General features: G+C 24.9%; 19 protein-coding genes. 16 read left to right on the top strand and 3 right to left on the bottom strand.

The genetic code is table 11. From position 1 onward, the window contains the following. The 3 genes from rbbA (at position 1) to ABLL_RS10225 (ending at position 4,526) form a co-directional block, all read left to right on the top strand. Positions 1-2,721 carry a ribosome-associated ATPase/putative transporter RbbA gene (gene rbbA / locus ABLL_RS10235; protein WP_014474727.1) on the top strand — a complete coding sequence of 907 codons (2,721 nt, stop codon included), beginning with the start codon at positions 1-3 and terminating at the stop codon, positions 2,719-2,721. After that, positions 2,721-3,845: an ABC transporter permease gene (locus ABLL_RS10230; RefSeq protein ID WP_014474726.1), complete on the top strand. Its 1,125-nt coding sequence runs from the start codon at positions 2,721-2,723 to the stop codon at positions 3,843-3,845. Before rbbA ends, ABLL_RS10230 begins: the two co-directional genes overlap by 1 nt. Before the next feature lie 105 nt (positions 3,846-3,950). Beyond that, positions 3,951-4,526 (top strand): hypothetical protein, encoded by a 576-nt coding sequence (locus ABLL_RS10225; protein WP_014474725.1) that lies wholly within the window; start codon positions 3,951-3,953, stop codon positions 4,524-4,526. Positions 4,527-4,537: 11 nt separating this feature from the next. Here the strand turns inward: ABLL_RS10225 and ABLL_RS10220 are convergent, their stop codons facing one another. Then, entirely contained in the window at positions 4,538-5,377 is an 840-nt protein-coding gene (locus ABLL_RS10220) for a DUF4197 domain-containing protein (RefSeq protein WP_014474724.1), read from the bottom strand. Between the two features lie 335 nt (positions 5,378-5,712). Here ABLL_RS10220 and ABLL_RS10215 point away from each other — a divergent pair, with 335 nt between their 5' ends. The 9 genes from ABLL_RS10215 (at position 5,713) to ABLL_RS10175 (ending at position 13,349) form a co-directional block, all read left to right on the top strand. Continuing rightward, positions 5,713-5,898, top strand: a complete 186-nt coding sequence (locus ABLL_RS10215; RefSeq protein ID WP_014474723.1) for a hypothetical protein — start codon at positions 5,713-5,715, stop codon at positions 5,896-5,898. A 62-nt stretch (positions 5,899-5,960) separates the two neighbouring features. Then, on the top strand, positions 5,961-7,481 hold the full coding sequence (locus ABLL_RS10210) for a cache domain-containing protein (RefSeq protein WP_014474722.1): 1,521 nt from the start codon (positions 5,961-5,963) through the stop codon (positions 7,479-7,481). Between the two features lies 1 nt (position 7,482). Continuing rightward, positions 7,483-8,160 carry a response regulator transcription factor gene (locus ABLL_RS10205; protein ID WP_014474721.1) on the top strand — a complete coding sequence of 226 codons (678 nt, stop codon included), beginning with the start codon at positions 7,483-7,485 and terminating at the stop codon, positions 8,158-8,160. Positions 8,161-8,237: 77 nt separating this feature from the next. After that, complete coding sequence (locus ABLL_RS10200; RefSeq protein ID WP_014474720.1) at positions 8,238-9,194, top strand: TRAP transporter substrate-binding protein; 957 nt, start codon at positions 8,238-8,240, stop codon at positions 9,192-9,194. A 3-nt stretch (positions 9,195-9,197) separates the two neighbouring features. Further along, entirely contained in the window at positions 9,198-9,683 is a 486-nt protein-coding gene (locus ABLL_RS10195; protein ID WP_014474719.1) for a TRAP transporter small permease subunit, read from the top strand. Continuing rightward, positions 9,673-11,007, top strand: coding sequence for a TRAP transporter large permease (locus ABLL_RS10190; RefSeq protein ID WP_014474718.1), 1,335 nt, complete (start codon positions 9,673-9,675; stop codon positions 11,005-11,007). The genes ABLL_RS10195 and ABLL_RS10190 overlap by 11 nt, the downstream gene beginning before the upstream one ends. Positions 11,008-11,017: 10 nt before the next feature. Then, positions 11,018-11,767 (top strand): 5-oxoprolinase subunit PxpA, encoded by a 750-nt coding sequence (locus tag ABLL_RS10185; RefSeq protein WP_014474717.1) that lies wholly within the window; start codon positions 11,018-11,020, stop codon positions 11,765-11,767. Beyond that, positions 11,767-12,441, top strand: coding sequence for a 5-oxoprolinase subunit PxpB (pxpB, locus tag ABLL_RS10180; protein WP_014474716.1), 675 nt, complete (start codon positions 11,767-11,769; stop codon positions 12,439-12,441). Before ABLL_RS10185 ends, pxpB begins: the two co-directional genes overlap by 1 nt. Continuing rightward, entirely contained in the window at positions 12,438-13,349 is a 912-nt protein-coding gene (locus ABLL_RS10175) for a biotin-dependent carboxyltransferase family protein (protein WP_014474715.1), read from the top strand. Before pxpB ends, ABLL_RS10175 begins: the two co-directional genes overlap by 4 nt. On the opposite strand, the gene ABLL_RS10170 is transcribed toward ABLL_RS10175, so the two are convergent. Both ABLL_RS10170 and ABLL_RS10165 read right to left on the bottom strand, forming a co-directional pair. Further along, positions 13,342-14,127, bottom strand: a complete 786-nt coding sequence (locus tag ABLL_RS10170) for a diguanylate cyclase domain-containing protein (protein WP_014474714.1) — start codon at positions 14,125-14,127, stop codon at positions 13,342-13,344. The two genes, ABLL_RS10175 and ABLL_RS10170, sit on opposite strands and share 8 nt — an antisense overlap. Beyond that, positions 14,111-15,346: an EAL domain-containing protein gene (locus ABLL_RS10165; protein WP_041654844.1), complete on the bottom strand. Its 1,236-nt coding sequence runs from the start codon at positions 15,344-15,346 to the stop codon at positions 14,111-14,113. Before ABLL_RS10165 ends, ABLL_RS10170 begins: the two co-directional genes overlap by 17 nt. 168 nt (positions 15,347-15,514) lie before the next feature. Here ABLL_RS10165 and ABLL_RS10160 point away from each other — a divergent pair, with 168 nt between their 5' ends. The 4 genes from ABLL_RS10160 to ABLL_RS10145 all read left to right on the top strand — a co-directional run bounded on the left by ABLL_RS10160 (position 15,515) and on the right by ABLL_RS10145 (position 20,546). Beyond that, a complete protein-coding gene (locus ABLL_RS10160) occupies positions 15,515-16,147 on the top strand; it encodes a hypothetical protein (RefSeq protein ID WP_014474712.1) in 633 nt (210 codons plus the stop codon). Positions 16,148-16,150: 3 nt separating this feature from the next. Beyond that, positions 16,151-16,687 carry a DedA family protein gene (locus ABLL_RS10155; RefSeq protein ID WP_014474711.1) on the top strand — a complete coding sequence of 179 codons (537 nt, stop codon included), beginning with the start codon at positions 16,151-16,153 and terminating at the stop codon, positions 16,685-16,687. A 2-nt stretch (positions 16,688-16,689) separates the two neighbouring features. Continuing rightward, entirely contained in the window at positions 16,690-18,057 is a 1,368-nt protein-coding gene (gene dbpA / locus ABLL_RS10150) for an ATP-dependent RNA helicase DbpA (RefSeq protein ID WP_014474710.1), read from the top strand. An 86-nt stretch (positions 18,058-18,143) separates the two neighbouring features. Beyond that, the gene (locus ABLL_RS10145; protein WP_014474709.1) at positions 18,144-20,546 is read left to right on the top strand and encodes a diguanylate cyclase domain-containing protein; all 2,403 of its coding nucleotides are present in this window, start codon (positions 18,144-18,146) and stop codon (positions 20,544-20,546) included. Positions 20,547-20,577 lie beyond the last annotated feature (31 nt).

The following is a 20,577-nucleotide window of genomic DNA, read 5'->3' as shown; positions in this document are numbered from 1 at the left end:
ATGAATGAATTTATTGCTAAAGTAAAAAATCTTTCTCATAAATATGCAGATGTAACTGCACTTGATGATGTTACTTTAGATATTGAAGCTGGAAAAATGATAGGCTTTATTGGACCTGATGGAGTTGGAAAATCAACACTTTTATCTATCTTATCAGGTGTAAAAATAATTCAAACAGGTGAAGTTGAAGTTTTAAATGGAGATATAAAAAACGAAAAATATAGAAAAGAAATTTGTCCTAAAATTGCTTATATGCCACAAGGTTTAGGAAAAAATTTATATATGACTTTATCTGTTTATGAAAATATAGAGTTTTTTGCAAGACTTTTTGGACAAGATAAAAAAGAAAGAAATCAAAGAATTTTACAATTACTAAAAAGCACAGGTTTACTTCAATTTAAAGATAGACCAGCTGGAAAACTTTCAGGTGGAATGAAGCAAAAACTTGGACTTTGTTGTGCTTTGATTCATGACCCTGAACTTTTGATTTTGGATGAACCAACAACAGGAGTTGACCCACTTTCAAGAAGAGAGTTTTGGAAATTAATATCAAATATCAAAGAAAAAAATCAAAAAATGAGTGTTTTAATCGCAACTGCTTATATGCAAGAAGCAGCTAGTTTTGACACGATTATTGCTATGGATGATGGAAAAGTTTTGATGCAAGGAACACTAAAAGAGTTATTAGAAAAAACACAATGTGATAATATAGATGAAGCATTTATTGAACTTTTACCAAGTGAAAAAAGAGCAGGTCATAAAAAATTAATAGTTCCGCCAAAAGAAGATAAAGAAGAAATATATGCTATTGAAGCTCAAAATTTAACTATGCAATTTGGAGATTTTATAGCTGTAAATAATGTAAATCTAAATATAAAACAAGGAGAGATTTTTGGTTTTTTAGGCTCAAATGGTTGTGGAAAAACCACAACTATGAAGATGCTTACAGGATTACTTTCTCCCACAAGTGGTAATGCAAAACTTTTTGGAGAAGAGGTAAAAGATAACTCTTTGGAAATGAGAGAAAAAGTTGGATATATGACTCAAGCTTTCTCTTTATATAATGAATTATCAGTTTTTGAAAATTTAGAATTACATGCAAAGCTTTTTCATATAAAAGAAGATAAAGAAAAAAGAATAGATGCTCTTTTGGAAAAATTTGATTTAAAAGAGTATAAAAATCATTTAGCAAATGAACTACCTTTGGGAATAAAACAAAGACTTTCTCTCGCAGCAGCAGTTATTCATAGACCAAAAATGCTTATTTTAGATGAGCCAACTTCAGGAGTTGATCCAGTTTCTAGAGATAATTTTTGGCAGTTATTGATAGATTTATCAAGAAATGATAATGTTACTATTTTTATCTCAACGCACTTTATGAATGAAGGTGAAAGATGCGATAGAATTTCCTTGATGCACCAAGGAAAGGTTTTAATAACAAATAGTCCAAGTGAACTTGTAAGATTAAAAAATAAAAATAGTTTGGAAGAGGCATTTATATCTTATTTAGAAGATGCTTTAGAAAAAAATTCAACTGAAGAAAAAATAGAAGAGTTAGTTTTTAATGAAAATTCAAAAAAAGCTCAAAATAGTAGTTCTTTTAGTCTTTTAAGAGTTTTTGGCTATAGCTATAGGGAATCATTGGAGTTATTAAGAGATAAGGTTAGACTTACATTTGCACTTTTAGGAACTGTAATTTTGATGTTTGTTATTGGATATGGAATAACAATGGATGTTGAAGATTTAAAATTTGCAGTTTTAGACCAAGATGAATCACCATTAAGTAGGCATTATATAGAAAATGTTTCAGGTTCAAGATATTTTTTAGAAGAGAAAGCTTTAAATTCTTTTGATGAATTAGATGACAGAATGAAAAGAGGGGAGATTAGTGTTGCTTTTGTAATACCTCCAAATTTTGGTAAAAATCTTACAAAAGGTTATACAGAAGAGATAGCTGTTTGGATAGATGGTTCTTTTCCTTTTAGAGCTGAAACAATACATGGTTATGTACAAGGTTTGCATATTAGTTATTTACAGAGTTTTTATAAAGAAAATTTTGGAATAGATATTACATCTGATACAAATATTATTTTAAGATATCGATATAACCAAGATTTTAAAAGTATTTATTCTATAGTTCCAGCTGTAATCCCGATGTTATTGATTTTTATACCAGCAATTTTAATGGCATTGAGTGTTGTAAGAGAAAAAGAGTTAGGTTCTATTACTAATTTTTATGCAACACCAGTTACTAAATTGGAGTTTTTATTTGGAAAACAATTGCCTTATGTGGTTGTTAGTATGATTAGTTTTATTATACTTGTTGGCTTTGCTATAGTTGCATTTGGTGTACCTTTAAAAGGTAGTTTTATTACTTTGAGTTTAGCGGCTTTATTATATATTATTTGTACAACTGGAATTGGACTTTTGATGTCTTCTTTTGCTCAAACTCAAATAGCTGCACTTGCAGGAACAGCAATTTTTACACTTTTACCAACAGTTCAATTTGCTGGATTGAAAGATCCTGTTAGTTCACTTGAAGGAATTGGAAGATTTATAGGAGATTTTTTCCCTGTTACTTATTTTATAAATATAAGTAGGGGAGTTTTTAGTAAAAATGTCTCTTTTTCTGAATTACATCTTGAATTTTTTGCTTTATTTGCAGCAGCTATAGTTATTACAATGCTAAGTTTATTAGTTCTAAAAAAACAGGAAAAATAATGATAAGAACTATATTAAATATTTTTAATTTAAGTATAAAAGAGCTAAAAACACTTTTTTATGATAAAGTGATGGTTTTATTGGTTATTTATTCTTTTTCATTTGCAATTTATATAGGTGGAACTCAAACATCAACTGAACTGCATAATGCTTCAATAGCTTTTGTAGATAGTGATAAAACTGAACTTTCACATAGAATAATAGATGCTTTTTACAAACCACGATTTAATACACCTGAAGTGATTTCTTATGATGAAGTTGATAAAAGAATGGATTCAGGATATTACACTTTTATTATAATGATTCCAACTGATTTTGAAAAGGATGTGTTATCTGGAATATCTCCTGATATTTTAGTAAATATTGATGCAACAAGAATGACTCAAGCAGGTATTGGTTCAGGATATATTCAAAATATTATAACTCAAGAGGTTCAAACTTTTTTAAAAGGAAGTTATGAAAGTAGTACTAATCCAAAAGTTGTAAGTAGATATAAATATAATCCAAATCTAACAAGTATGTGGTTTGGAAGTATAAATGAAATTATAAATAATATTGTAATGATTTCTATTTTATTATCTGGTGCTGCTTTGGTTAGAGAAAGAGAACATGGAACAATTGAACATCTTTTAGTTATGCCTTTAAGAGCATTTGAAATAATGCTTTCTAAAATATTTTCTGCTTGTTTAGTGATTTTAGTTTGTGTGACTTTTAGTTTATTGGTTGTTGTTGAAGGTGTTTTACAAATACCTTTAAGTGGTTCGGTTCCTCTTTTTTTATTATGTACTTTTTTGGTTTTATTTGCAACTACTTCTATGGGAGTATTTATGGGAACTATTGCTCAAAATATGCCTCAACTTGGAATGATTTTTATTTTGACAATTTTACCTTTGATGTTACTTTCAGGAAGTATTACACCATTTGAAAGTATGCCAATGATTTTACAAGATCTTATGCAACTAATGCCAACAAGTCACTTTGTAGATTTATCTCAATCAATATTATTTAAAGGTGCTGGAATTAGTATTATTTGGAAAAAGATGTTAATAATTTTTGTAATTGGAGCTGTATTTTTTAGTTTAACTCTAATTTTATTTAAAAGAAGTTTGGGAATGGAAAATTAATTTTTATAATTAATTATTTTTGCACAATTTTTAACTAATATCCTTGAATAAATGAAATTATTATGTTAAAGTACATTTCTTAAAATTAAATAAAAGGTTAGATAGATGGGTATGGTAAAAGATGCTTTAAAATCAGTTTTTAAAACAATTACAATATTATCTCGTCCTTATTTTAGCCTTGAAGAAAATGAATTAAAATTCAAAGTGGATACCGATAGTTTTTATAAATATCCAGTTATAAATGTTGAGACAAAAACAAGATATGACTCTTATATTTTAGAAGCATATACTTTGAGTGCAGATAGTATATATTTAGAGTACATTCACACTGATAGTGATGTCTGTTGGAATGGTCAAGCTTTAGGTTTTTTTATTAGTTTACTAAAAGAGAAAATCAGGGCTAAAAAGATGGATTTATTAGAAAAGTTTGAATTTAGTCATTATGAATTTTTGACATATAAAATAGATGATAGCTATATTTTAAATATTATCTATATTTATGAAGTAAATAAAGAAATATTTGTTATAGATAAAAAATCTGAACTTTATGAAAATTTATTAAGAAATTTTAAAAAAGATTATAAGTATGAATATGAAAAAAATAAAGATGTTTCTTTGGATATAAATATAAGTTTAGTAAAAAATAATGCTATGAATAGTTATTTTGCTATTTCAAACTAAGAGGTAACCTCTTAGTTTCCAAATACTTGTTTTAAGATTGAAGAAGTTTGTTCAACAGGATTTGATCTAATTGCAGCTTCTTTTTGAGCTATCATTGTAAATAAACCTTCAATTGCTTTGTTTGTAACAAATTCATCTAGACTTTCATCTGAGCTAGCTGGAAGATATGAATCAACACCAAAACTTTTTGCCATTCCCATAACAGAACTGTTTTCAACTAATCCTTTTGCATTTGTTTTATATAAATTATTTGCCATATCATAATAACTTGCAACATTGTTTTCTTTCATTGTTTCTTGAATAATTGGAGTAATTGCTTTCTTTAAAGAGTCACTTGTATTCTTCTTGAAATATTGTGTCGCTGCATCATTGCTACCTGATAAAATATTTTGTGCATCAGTTAAACTCATCTTATCGATTGCATCTACAAAAATTTCTGCTGTTTTTGGTGCTGCTTTTGAAGCGGCTGTATTCATAGAGTTTATTAAATCATCTGCTATTTTATTTCCACCTGCACTTCTTATAAGAGTTTCAGCTTTTGCAAGATTATCAGGAAGTGGTATTTTAACCGCACTATTATTTAAGTAACCATTATCTTTACCTAATTGAGTAGTTGCATAAGTAACACCTGTTTTTAATGCCTCTTTTAAGCCACTTGAAACAGTTGAATCATTTAAATTTGATTTTGTTGTATTTGTAGTTGCCGGAGCTTTTGAAGTTTCTTCAGTAGTAGTTGTTTGTTTTTCAGTTGCCACTGTATCTAAAACACCTTTTGCAATAGAACCAAAATCTAAAGCAAATGAAAGTGAAGCACTAAGAATTAGAGTTGAAGCTATAATTGATTTTTTCATGATTTTTCCTAATTTTTTTGTATTTTATATATTTCATTATATAATAGAGTAGATGTAATAATTGTGAAAAAGGATATAAAATAGAACTAATAGAAGAGATTTGTAACTTTATTTATTATTTTAAAAATAGAGTTGTTGAAGCAGATGAAATAGCAAATAAATATGGTGAAAAAATATCTTTTTTTTCAAACGAATTAAAAACTTTAAATTTTGATAAAGAGTTTGAAGAGAACTTTTATACAATTTTAGGTTATTCCTATAGACTTGAAGATGTAAAACAAAGACTATTTTTCACTTTTAGTGAAGCTGTTTATGCTATTGATTTGGATAAATTGATGAAAAATGAAGACTCTTTAAAATTAAATTGTATAGTTTATATCTTAGTTTTAGATAGTATTGTAAAAGAGTATTTGTCAAAAGAAGTGAACGAAGATGAAAAAGAAAAAGCTTTAAATATTTATAAAAAAATAGAAGAAAGAAAAGCAGCTGAAAATAAAAAATATCATATGTATCAGTATTAAAAAAACTCACTTTTATCTCACTAAAATTTGTTAGATTAATTTAATAAAATCTGGAGTGTTTTTTGTTTTCAGAAAGAAATATACCTAAATTAATTATCTTAACACCTATAATAACAGTTTTTTTAGTAGCTTTTTTTACTATTTATTTTTTTATACAAAATCAGAATAATTACTTTGAAGAAGAGAGTATAAGAGTAGAAAAAGAGTATTTACAAAGACAAAAAGATATTTTAAAAAAAGAGATTGATTATGTAATAAATTATGTTGAATATCATGTAAATCATAATAATAAATTAACTCAAAAAGAGTTACAAAATGAAATTCTACGATATGTTGAGACAATCAGATATGGTAAACATGGATATATTTGGATACATGATGCAAAATATTATTTAAGAGCGCATCCTTTTAGAGAAAATAGTGTTAATAGTTATGATGTTGGCTTAAAAGATGCAATGGGAACTTTAATTACTAAAGAGTTTATTGATGAAACTTTAAAAAAACCGGATGGTGTTTTTATTGAATATTATTGGCAAAAGCCAGGAGAATTACACTTTTCAAAAAAATTAGGTTTTTTTAAACTATATAAAAAATATAATTGGGTTATTGGAGCTGGGCTTTATATTGATGATATTCAAGAATCAATTGCTGAAAATAAAAAATTATTAGAAGAAAAAATCAATAAATATATAAAGTTAATAGTTTTTATTTCTATATTAGTGATTTTATTTATAGGAATAATATCTTTTTTTATGTCAAAAAAAATTACAGAAGTTTTTCAAAGGTATCAAGAAAATGTAAAAAAGAAAGAACTTTTACTTGAAGATATAAATAAAAATTTAGAGTTAAAAGTTCAAAAAGCAATTGAAGAAGTAAAGAAAAAAGATAGAGCTATGCTTCATCAATCAAGACTTGCAAGAATGGGTACTATGTTATCTATGATAGCTCATCAATGGAGACAACCTTTAAGTGAGGTTGCTGGAATTTTGATGGAATTAGAAACTGCTTCAAAATTTAAAAAAGTTGATGATGAGATGATTCAAACTTCAGTTAAAGAATCAAATAAATTAATTCAATTTATGTCTTATACGATAGATGATTTTAAGAATTTTTTTAAACCGGATAAGAAAAAAGTCTATTTTTATATAGAAGATTCTTGTTATGAAGCTATATCTTTAATTAGTGCATCAATTAAAAATTATAATATCACCTTGAATAAAAAAATCAAATGTAATTGTGAAATTTATGGATATAAAAGAGAGTTTGCTCAAGTTTTATTGAACTTAATGTCAAATTCAAAAGATGCTTTGATTCAACGAAATATTGAGAATCCCACAATTGATTTAGAAATAGATTATAAAGATGGATATTCTATTTTTATTATTAAAGATAATGCAGGTGGAGTTGAAAAAGAGTATATGGATTTGATTTTTGAACCATATTTTACAACAAAAGAGAGTTTAAAAGGAACAGGACTTGGTCTTTATATGTCTAAAATGATTATAGAAAAAAATATGGGAGGAGAATTAAGTTTTGAAAATGGTAAAGATGGAGCAATTTTTAAAGTGAAAATAAAGGCATAAAATGGATATTTTAGAACAATTAAAAAATTATACTCTTTTATGTGTTGAAGATGAAGATGGAATTAGAAAAAGATTAGTGAATACTCTAAAATACTATTTTAAAGAGGTTTATGAAGCTTCAAATGCTGATGATGGTTTTGCTTTATATTATGAATATAAACCAACGATTATAATTTCTGATATTGAAATGCCAAAAAAAAATGGTATTCAAATGATTCAAGATATAAGAGAAGAAGATCTATCAACTATTATAGTTATGCTTACAGCATATTCTAGTGAAGAGTATCTTTTGAGTTTAATAAATTTAAATATAAATCATTATATTTTGAAACCTGTAACTTCTGAAAGTTTATTAAATGGAATAGTAAAGGCATTTGGAAATAGATTGGAAAGTAATATAAAATTTTGCGAAGATATTTATTTTAATATAAAAAAAAGAGAACTTTATCATGAAAATAAAATCATAAATTTAAGAAAACGAGAAAAAGACTTTTTATTATTGCTATATGAAAATAGAAATAGAATCCTAACATATGAGATGATTGAAGAGTATATTTGGAAAGATAAAATTATGACAATGAGTGCTTTAAAAACTTTTATAAAAGAGTTAAGACAACGTTTACCAAAAGATTTGATTGCAAATGTACCATTAGAAGGTTATAAATTGATAATTTATTAATCTTACATTTTAAAACTCACTTATACCTCACTTAATATTATTAGAATAATTATTATAAACAAGCGTGAGGAGAAATAATGTTTAAAAAATGTTTATTACTAACATCACTTGCAAGTATATTATTTGCAGGAAATGTCAAAATGAATTTAAATGCAAAGTATGGAGCTACAAATTTTCATACAATTGGCGCACAAAAATATGCCGATTTAGTAAAAAAATATACAAATGGAAGTGTTGATATTACCGTTCATTCAGGTTCTTCTTTAGTAAAAGGCAATCCTTTAAAAGCTGTAAAAGATGGTACAGTTGCTATGACGGATATGTTTATTCCATTTACTGCTGGTGGAGGTAAAGTTTTTGGAATTTCTGCTTTACCTTTTATTGCAACATCTTATGAAGATGCTTATAAACTTTATCAAATTTCAAAACCAGCTTATAAAAAAACTGCAAAAAAATGGAATCAAAAGCTTTTATATAGTGTAACTTGGCCAGCTTCAGGATTTTATTCAAATAAAAAAATGGAATCTATAGAAGATTTTAAAGGTGTAAAAACAAGAACTTATGATAAAAACTCTGCTGATTTTGTAAATAATGCAGGTGGAAACGCTGTTGCTCTTCCTTGGGGAGAAGTATATTCAGCTTTAAGAACAGATATGGTTGATTCGGTTATTACTTCATCTTCATCAGGAAAAGATGGAAAGTTTTGGGAAGTATTAACTGACTATACAAAAATAAATTATGCTTATCCTTTACAAGCTGTTACAATCAATCTTGATTATTGGAATTCTTTAACAAAAGTTCAACAAGAAGCAATGTTAAAAGCAGCATCAGAGATTGAAAAAATACAATGGGAAGCTGTAAAACTTGAAGATGAAGAATCTATTAAAATGATGGCTGAAAATGGTATGAAAATTTCTGAAACAAGTGAAAAATTAAAAAAGCAATTAGATGAAATAGCTTTAAAAATGTTAGATGAATATTTATCAGATGCAAATAAAGAAATAAAAAATATTTTTGAAGAATATAGAAAGTAAGAAATGAAAATAGTATTTAATTTTATAAATAAATTCTCCTTTTTAGGAGCTTATTTATCTGCGTTATTATTGATTTTTCTCACATTATTGATTTTAACTGAAATTTTTCTTAGATATTTCTTTGATATTTCAACAATGATTGCAGATGAATATAGTGGATATTTATTTTTGGCTTTAATTTTTTTAGGATTGGCATATACATTTAATGAAGGTGCTCATATAAGAATTAATATTTTAACTTCAAAAATGAATAAAAAATCTAATAAAATTGTTGATGTAATAGCAGGGATAATAAGTATAATTATTCTTTCTTTTGCACTTTATAGAACAATTTTATTTACTTATGATTCGTATTCAATGGAAATGCTTTCTGAATCTGTTTCAGAAACACCTTTATATTTGACTCAATTTGTTATGCCTTTAGGAATATTAATATTTATTTTAAATATAGTAGTTTTTGTATTAAAAAGGTTAAAAAATGATAAGTGATCCATTAATTTTATCTATTGCGATTATATTTATAATGTTTGTGTTTTTATTATCATCTATTTGGATTGGTATTTCATTGATTTTAACAGGATTTGTTGGAATGTTAATTTTTGATTCAAATCTTCCTGACTCAATTTCAATATTTGATAAAATTGGAGATTTATTAGCTTCTTCTATGTATGATTCTTTGAATTCATGGTCTTTAGCAGCATTACCTATGTTTATTTTAATGGGAGAAATTTTATATAAATCTTCTATATCAACAAAATTATTAAATGGATTAATGCCTTGGCTAAACTTTGTACCAGGGAAACTTTTACATATAAATGTTGCAGCCTGTTCTTTATTTGCAGCTGTTTCAGGTTCGAGTGCAGCAACAACAGCAACAGTTGGAAAAATTACACTAGAAGAACTTAAAAAGAGAGGTTATTCAAAGGCTCTTGCCCTTGGTTCCTTAGCTGGAAGTGGAACTTTAGGATTTTTAATTCCTCCTTCTTTAATAATGATTATTTATGGTGTTTTATCTGATGTTTCAATTGGTAAGTTATTTATGGCAGGAATTATTCCCGGAATACTTTTAGCTACTTTATATTCTATATATATAATTGTTGTTTCAAAAATTAATAAAGAAGTTGTTCCAAATGATGAGAAAAAATACAAATTTAAAGATTATATTAATTCAATAAAAGAATTATTCCCTATTCTAGCTCTTATAGTTATCGTTTTAGGTTCAATTTATGGAGGAATAGCTACTCCAACTGAAGCTGCTTCTTTAGGTGTTTTAGGTTCAATATTTCTAGCAGTTTATTTTAAAAGTTTTTCTTTAGAGATTTTTAGAATAGCATTATTGAATACGATCAAAACATCAACAATGATTAGTTTTATTATAGTTGGTGCAGGATTTTTATCTCAAGTTATTGGTTTTTTAGGAATAGCTCGAGCAATTAGTGAATATATTGGTTCTTTAGGATTAACACCAATGATGCTAATTTTAATTATAGGAATTATGTATATTTTACTTGGAATGATTTTAGATGGAATTTCTATAGTTGTTATGACATTACCTATTGTTTTACCAATTATTGTTATGGCTGGATTTGATCCATTATGGTTTGGAATTTTTTTGGTATTTATGGTTGAATTATCTCAAATAACACCACCTGTTGGTTTCTCATTATTTGTAATTCAAGGTATTAGTGGAGAAAAAATAGAATATATATTAAAAGCAACTTTACCATTTTTTATATTGACTATTTTAGCTGTTATTATAATTACTTATTTCCCACAAATAGTGCAATTCTTACCTAATTATATGATAAAATAGGAGCAAATTAATGCAAGGTAATGGTATGAACATAAAATTAAATTGTGATATGGGTGAGAGTTTTGGTATTTGGAAAATGGGAAATGATGAGGAAATTATGCCATTTATTGATATGGCAAATTTAGCTTGTGGTTTTCATGCAAGTGACTCAGTTACTATGAACAGATCAGTGCAATTGGCAAAAAAACATAATGTTACAATAGGTGCACATCCTTCATATCAAGATTTAGTTGGTTTTGGAAGAAGAAGTATACTTTGTTCACTTGAAGAGATAAAATCAATAATTTTGTATCAATTAGGAGCTTTAAGTGCTTTTTGTAAAGCTCAAGGAACAGCTGTTTCTTATGTAAAACCTCATGGTGCACTTTATAATGATATGATGAGAGATGAAAATATTTTTAAAGCAGTTTTAAATGCAATTTCATCTTTTGATAAAAATATAAAATTGATGATTTTATCAGGAGCAAAAAATGAAGCTTATGAACATATATCAAAATTATATTCTATAAATTTAATTTATGAAGTATTTGCAGATAGAAATTATAATGATGATGGAAGTTTAGTATCAAGAATGAATGAAAATGCAGTAATTCATGATGAATTAGAAGTTGTAAATAGAATAAAAAATCTAAAGGATAAAGGTTTTTTATATAGTTTAAGTGGGCAAAAACTATTTTTAAAAACTGATTCAGTTTGTGTTCATGGTGATAATGAAAAGGCTCTTGAATTTATAAAACTACTTAGAAAAGCGATTTATTGATGATTTTTAAAGTAGTAAATTGTGATTCATTTATCATCTATTTTGGAGATTTAATAGATGAAAAAATTGCACTTGATATAAAAAAAGCCTATTTAGGTATAAAAAAATTAAATTTAGAAGGGGTTATTGAAATCATTCCTTCTTATACTTCTATTTTTATAAGCTTTGATATTTTTAAATATGATTTTGAAACTCTAAAAACTTTAATAGAACAAAATATAAATTTAGAATTAGATGAGATTTTTGAAGAAAAAATTGTGACAATAGATGTTTATTATGGAACAGAAGTTGGATTTGATTTAGAATATTTAAGCTCAAAAACAACTTTAACTATAGAAGAGATTATAGAAATTCATTCAAATAAACTTTATGATGTTTATGCAATTGGATTTTTGCCAGGTTTTGCATATTTAGCAAAAGTTGATGAAAAAATAGTATTTCCAAGACTTTCAACTCCTAGAAAAATAGTTCCAAAAGGAAGTGTTGCAATAGCTGATTTTCAAACAGCAATTTATCCACAACAAAGTCCTGGTGGTTGGAATATCATAGGAAAAACAGCTTTTGAACTTTTTGATAAAAATTTAGAAACATTATCTCCACTTAGGGTAGGTGATAAAGTAAAATTTAATCCTATTTCAAAAGAGGAGTTTTTGTCTCAAGGAGGAGTTTTATGAGTTTAGAAGTCATAAATAATCCTCTTTTTGTAACTATTCAAGATAGGGGAAGATTTGGCTATGCACATATTGGAGTTACAAATTCTGGTGTGATGGATGAGTATGCTTATTTTTGGGCAAACAGACTTTTGAAAAACTCTTTAGATACAAATATTTTAGAAATAGCTTTTTCAAATGTGATATTTAAAGCAAATGAAAATACTCAAATTTCTATCACTGGTGCTAGTTGTGAATTTTTTATAAATGATGAAAAAAAAGAGCTTTGGCAAAGTTATAATATCAAAAAAAATGACATCATAAAAATAGGAAAAATCCTAAGTGGAAATAGGGTTTATTTAGCAGTTTCTGGTGGTTTTAATATAAAAAAAGAGTTTGGAAGCAATAGTGTAACAATAAAAGAAAATCTTGGTGGACTTGATGGAAATAAGCTAAAAAAAGGTGATATTTTGCCTTTTAATAGTTCTAATTTTAACTATACAATGAAAGTAAAAGAAGAGTTTATTCCAAAATATGAAGATAATTTGACTTTAAGAGTGTTATTTTCTTATCAAGAAAACTACTTTTTAGATGAAGAAAAAAAGAAGTTTTTAACTTCAACTTATTTAGTAACAAATGATTTTAATAGAATGGCAGCAAAGCTAAGTGGTGAAGCTATAAAATGTGAAATAAATGGAATTATCTCAGAAGCAATTGCTTTTGGAAGTATTCAAATACCAAGTGATGGGCAACCAATAGTTTTATTAAAGGATAGACAAACAATTGGTGGTTATCCAAAAATTGGGGTTGTTTTAGGAATAGATTGTTTTAAACTTTCTCAAGCAAAAGCAAATACGAAAATTAGATTTGAAGAGATTTCTTATAAAGAAGCTGTTGAAAAAGAAAAAAGGTTTTATACTTTTTTCAGTTAAGTAGCTTTTCAAAAACTGATTTTGATTCATCTTTTGTTGAAAAACTTTCTACTTTAAATTTATAATTTGCTTTTATATATAATCCTGAGTGACTTTTCAGAGTTGTATTTAAAAGCATTTGCTCTAAATTTAATAGATAATTTACGATTGAACTTTGGTTTTCATTTAGAATAAAGATAAAAAATTTATCATCAAAATATCTAGTTATATAAAAATCATAATTTTCATCTTTTAATTTCTGAGAAATAAAATTTATTACAAAAATTAGAAAATTTTTGGCTAATAATTCTCCATACTCTTTTTGGATATATTCATAATCAATTATATCAACTAATGTACAAATTCCATTATCTTTAAAATAGAGATTTTCATTTAAAAATTTGCTATATAACCATTTTCTATTATAAGTTTTTGTTGTTTCATCAATAAATAATTCATTATTTAAAAGTTCTATTTCTTTTTCAAGAGTTATCATTTTTTTATAAATATCTGACAAAGTATTACTATCTTTATTTAAAATAGCAGTGCTTGCATTTTTTGTTTCATTTTTTAGTTCATTTACACTTGAAGTGATTAAATTTATATATTTCTCAATATTTTTATAGTCTTGAATCAAAAGTTCATTTATCTCTTTTTGGAAGTTTTCATCATCTAAATTTACTTCTACTTCTTTTGCGTGATAATTAAATCTTTCAAAATACAAAGATGGTAAAATTATCTCATTATTTAACAATTCATTGATTGTTGAATTAGTTATTTTTTCAAGTTTTCTTTTCATTTTTAACTCCTAAAAGTTCTTCTATGCACATTGGTTTTCCTATATGATAACCTTGTGAAAAATCAATTCCTATATTTTTTACATAACGCAATGTTTTTAAATCACTAACAAACTCTGCAACAATTTTTATATTTTGTTGTTTTGAAAATAAAACAATACTTTTTATCAAGTTTAAATATATCGCTTCATCAATTTTTTTTATTAAAGAACCATCAATTTTTATATAATCAATATCTAAATTTAAAATATTTTCATAGTTTGAAAAACCTGTACCAAAATCATCTATTGCAATTCTTACTCCATAAATTCTTGCTTCTTTTATAAAATCATTTACTAGATTGAAGTTAGATACTTTTTCACTTTCTAATACTTCAAAAGTTATATATGAACCAACATTTTTTGTTTTAATTTTAGAAAGAAGAGTTCTTTTTATTTGGGGATTTAAAATATCTGTATAATCTAAATTTACACTAATATGAATTTTATATTTTTCTATATAAACGATGATTTTATCAAATAAAATTTCCATTAGTTTCTGATAAAGTCTTGATTTTTTTGCTTTGTGAATGAAAACATTTGGCATCAACATATTTCCATCTTTATCAAAAATCCTCATTAAAGCTTCATATTTAACAATATTATTTGACTGATTATCCATAATTGCTTGAAAGTAAGGTTCAACTAAATTATTGTTTATATTATGATTTAAAATATCTAATAAATCTTTATTAACAAACTCATTTTTATATAAGAAAGAATCAAAATACATATAGTGTAGATAGTTTAATTTTGCTTCATGTAAAGCTTTTTCGGCATATGATTTTATCTGTTTTTCTGCACTTTTTGAGCAACCAATAGTTACATCAATATTAATTGATAAATTTTTATCTAAAAGTTTAAAATCATTAGATACAACATTTTCATAAATTAGATTCTTTATTATAATAATTTCTTCAATTGTTAAATCATCATACAGCAGTATTTCAAAAACATCTGCATGAGTATTTTTTATTTTTACTGAAATCTTTCTATTAAGAGTTCTTGGAATAGAATTTTTTGTTTTAGTGATTAAAATTTCATTTAGTTGTTTGATAATAAAATCGCCATTATCAAAATTATAAATGGCATTTAGATCTTTCATATAAAGAATATCTACTAAAAATAGAGTTTTGATTTTTTTATCTTTGAATAAAGAAGATATAATGTTTCTAATTATCAATAAATCCCCCATTTTAGGTAGATAAAAGTGCTTCATTATATATAAACTAACTTTAAGAAATATAAAAAATGATTAAACTTTTATACAATTTGAATAAATATTATTAAACTCAATATTTAATTAACTTTACGATAGAATCCTATAAATTTAATTATTGGAAGATTAAAAATGAGAAAAATTAATATAAAAGATTTAGAGCTAAATATTGATATAACACAAATTTTAAATTTATATGCTTCAAAATCTAAAATTATTATTGATGTTGATGGAAATATTTATACAAATTTAGAGGATACAAAGAAAAAAGCAGTTATTTATAAAAATACAAATCTTCAACAATTGTCATCTATTTTAGATGCAAAAACAATGGCAACTACACTTCTATCAGATTATAAACCAACTATTGTTGGAACAGTTTGTAAAATAAAACCTGTTATGAATTGGCAGAATGTTATTGATATGAATAAAGAAAATATGCTTTATTTCGATCATCAAAGTGATGGTGTAGAGATATTTGAAGATAAAGTTTTGGAAAATTATGGTTGGCATGCAAGTGATTTAGAAATTAATTACAGAGAACTTAGTGAATTTATCGAAGAATCATGTGATGGAACTTTACTTTGTTATGACAATGAGATTCAATTTAGTGGTTTTGTAATAGTTGATGATTTAGAAGATGTAAAAATAAAAGTGAAAAATTTTATTATCGATAAGGCAAGAGAAAATATAAAAAATAATCTAATAGATATTGAAGATGATTCAGTGATTGAATCTTTAGAATTTTTTGGAATTAGGATTTAATTTATGGAACAATTTATTCAAGATTGGGGTTATTTAGCTCTTTTTTTATACTCTTTTGGTGGAGGATTTGTTGGACTTATATTTGCAGGTGTTTTATCTTATGCTGGAGATTTAAATATTTATATTTCTATTTTAGTTGCAGGTATTTCTAACTTTTTAGGTGATCAATTTTTATTTTTAATAGCTAGAAAAAATAAAAATTATGCAAAAGATATGATGAAAAAATATGGAAGAAAAATTGCATTAGCACATTTAATGATGAGAAAATATGGCTCTTTTGTAGTATTTATTCAAAAATATATTTATGGAATTAAAACTTTAATACCTCTTGCAATGGGACTTACAAAATATTCAGCTACAAAATTTGCAATATTAAATATTTTTGCAACTATTTTATGGGCTTGTATAATTGGATATTTAAGTTTTACAGCAGGAGAATATATATTAAGTTTAAGTGATGATTTTAAATATGTAGGTTTAGGAATTGTGTTAGTAGTTTTCTTACTAATTTCTTATCTTTTCAAAAGAATTGAGAAATAATAATGAAAAAATTTTCACAATTAAATTTATCAAAAGAGTTTTTATCAAATTTAGATTCTTTGTCATATACTGAAATGACCACAATTCAGCAAAAAAGTTTACCTTTTAGTTTAGAAAATAAAGATTTAATAGCTCAAGCAAAAACTGGTTCAGGTAAAACAGTTGCTTTTTGTATACCAATAATAAATAAATTAAAAGTAAAAGAGTTTAAAGTACAATCTTTGATTTTAGCTCCGACAAGAGAGCTTGCAAATCAAATAGCTCAAGAATTAAGAAAACTTTCTCGGCATATTCATAATATAAAAGTTCTAACACTTTGTGGTGGAATGCCTTTTAAACCACAAGCTTTATCTTTATTTCATGGAGCACACATAGTAGTGGCAACTCCTGGACGTGTTTTAAAACATATAAAAGAAAATAATATTTCTTTAGAAAATATAAATACTTTAGTTTTAGATGAAGCTGATAAAATGCTAGATATGGGATTTTATGATGATATTATTGAGATAATAAATACTTTACCTAAAAAAAGACAAACACTACTTTTTTCTGCAACTTTTGAAAAAAATATTGAAAATCTAGCTTCTAATATTTTAGTAGAACCAACTTTAGTAAAAGTAGAAGATGAAATAAAAACTACAATAAATCAAAAATTTTATGAAATTTTTGATGAGAATAAAACATCTATAATTCCTGCTTTAATTTCTTCAAATAAAGCAAAATCAATTCTAATCTTTTGTAATATGAAAATAACTTGTGATAAATTGGCAGATGATTTATATGATATGGGTTTAGATGTTTTAACACTTCATTCAGATTTAGAACAAAAACAAAGAGATGAAACAATAATATTATTTTCTAACAAATCTTATCCAATTTTGATAGCTACAGATGTTGCTTCACGAGGGCTTCATATTGATGATGTGGATTTGGTAATTAATTATGATTTATCATTGGATGAAAAAATACATACTCATAGAATCGGAAGAACAGCACGTGCTGGAAAAGGTGGATTATCAATTTCTTTATACACAAAAGATGAATTAGACAAAGTTGAAATCATAAAAGATAAATTTTCTGATATTAAAGAAGAAGATATCTCTACTATTGAAGATGATATATCATATAAAATAGATTCTAATTTGAGAACAATTTTTATAAATGGTGGGAAAAAACAGAAATTAAGAGCAGGTGATATTTTAGGTGCATTAACTGCTGGAATTGGTTTGCAAAAAGATGATATAGGAAAAATTGATATTTTAGATTTTTCTTCATATGTTGCAATCAATAAAGAAAAAATTATTTATGTTTTAGAAAAATTATTAAAGACAAAAATCAAAGGAAAATATTATCGTATTTATGAAAAATAGGTATTTCTAAGTTAAATTATTCAATTTTTTCATTTATATTAATTTAAATAAGATATAATCAAAATTAAAGAATAAAAGGAAATATATTGTTAAAGAATACATTATTTCTTAAAATAATTATTATTTTTACACTTCCTGCTCTAGGAATTTTGTATTTTAGTTCAGTTTTAGTTCTTGAAAAAGTTGAACTTACAAAAGAAATTGATGATACTTATGATAATTTAACTTACCTTAAATCTGTGGAAAAATTGATTTCAAATTTTGAAGAAGAAAGAGATTTGTCAGTTAAATATTTTTTATTAAGAAATGAATTTCTCCAACTTGAAAAGCAACAAAATGAAACAACAAAATCTTATAATAATCTAATAAATATTGTTAAAAATCTAAATTTAGAAAGTAAATTCAATCAATTTAAAATTGATATAAAAAAAATAGATGATTTTAGAAATAAAATAGATAATTTTTCGATATCTATTGATGAAGTTTTTGAAGGTTATAACGCAATAAATAGAGTTTTATTAAACTCTTTATCTCTAATGAAACCGATTAAATTTGCAATAGAGTTTAATACAGATTTATCAAATGTTGTAGATTTTCTAAATTTTAAAGAAGCAAGTTATATTGAAAAAAGTATTATAAAAATTTATTTAGAAGAAAAAAAATTAGATGATAAACTATATGATATTTTTTTAAGAAATTACTCAATTCAGGAGATAAATAAAGATTCTTTTTATAATGTTCATAGTTTAAGCTCTTTACAAAACTTTAATATAAAGTTTAATGAAGATTATTTAAACAAAATTTTTATTTTGAGAAATAATATTAAAAATAAAATTGAAAAAAATAGTGACTTCAAATTTGAAGATTGGGAATATATCTCAAATGAAAATATAGATTATTTATCAAATATTTATAACAATTTAATCTATTCAATAGAAAAAACAGCAATGAAATATGAAGATGATATTATAGTGGAAAGAAATAAGAGTTTAATCTTTTTATTTGTTTGTTTTTCTACATTGATTTCATTACTTTTTGTTTTAAGAAATATAATTTTTAATGAACAAAAAAGTTTTTATAAAGTTCAAAAACATAAAGAAATTTATGAATTATTAAACCAAGCCAATAAATTTTTATTAAAAACTTTTGATAAAAAAAGGCTATATTCAAATATTTGTGAATTATTATTGGAAAATGAAAATTTGCAGTTTTGTTTTATATATGATTTAAGTGATAAAGAAATAATTGCAAATGAAGGAAAGTTAAAAGATAAAATTATTACTCAAATGGATAAATATCACGATAAAACTAAAGATAATATAATTTCAAAGACTATAAAATGGGAAACAAATATCATAATAAATAATTTTAAAGAAAAAAATATTTCTGTTTTTTATGAAAATGCTGATGAATTAAATATCAATTCAATGGCAACATTCCCTATAAAAAAATTTAATCAAATAGTTGGAACATTAGTTATTTATTCAAATGAATTAAACTTTTTTGATCAAGAAGTTGAAATTTTATTTGACAAATTAGTAAATGATGTAACACATTGTTTAGAAAAAATTGAATATGAAGAAATAAGAGTAAAACAAGAAGATGAGTTAAGATTATCTTCATATGCTTTTGAATCAAGTGAACCAATGATTATTACAAATAATGCTGGAGAAATTATAAAAGTAAATCAAGCATTTTGTACAACAATGGGTTATGCAAGAGAAGAAATTTTAGGTAAAAATCCAAGAATATTTAAATCAGGTCATCAAAATAGTAAATTTGGTGATGAATTATGGAATAGTTTGCGTATTCAAGGTTTTTGGAGTGGTGAAGTTTATAATAGAAAAGCAAATGATGAAATTATCCCTTTACGAAGTACAATTACAGCTATTAAAGATAAAGATGGGAAAATAACTCATTTTCTAGGACAATATATAGATATTGGTGAGCAAAAAGATAAAGAAAAAGTTCTTGAGTACCAAGCAACACATGATAATTTAACAGGTTTACCAAATAGATTATTGTTACTAGATAGAATAGAACACGCAATTACAAAAGTTGTAAGACACAAAATAGTAGGTGGTTTGATTTTTATTGATTTAGATAATTTCAAAGAAGTAAACGATACTTTAGGTCATGATATTGGAGATGCATTACTTATCATGGTTGCAAAAAAAATAGCAGAAGTTATCAGAGATGAAGATACAATAGCAAGAATTGGTGGAGATGAATTTATTGTTCTTATTGATAATATTGGTAATAATAAAATTGATGCAAAAACAAATATAACGAATCTTGCAGAAAAAATAAAAAATGTTTTAAATGGAATTACTCATATTGAAGGTCATATCAATGTTTCAACTCCAAGTATTGGAATTACACTATTTAGTGATTCAAGTGTTAGTGTAAAAGATATTATTAAACAAGCAGATACAGCTATGTATGTAGCAAAAAAACAAGGTAAAAATGCAATAGAATTTTTTGATTAATAATTAGTCAAAAGAAAGCTTATGTTAAAAT

Origin of the sequence: Arcobacter sp. L (assembly GCF_000284235.1) — a bacterium.
In the GTDB taxonomy this organism is placed as follows: domain Bacteria; phylum Campylobacterota; class Campylobacteria; order Campylobacterales; family Arcobacteraceae; genus Aliarcobacter; species Aliarcobacter defluvii.
The sequence above is the reverse complement of the archived record's forward strand: the minus strand, read 5'-3'. Positions and strand labels throughout refer to the sequence as shown.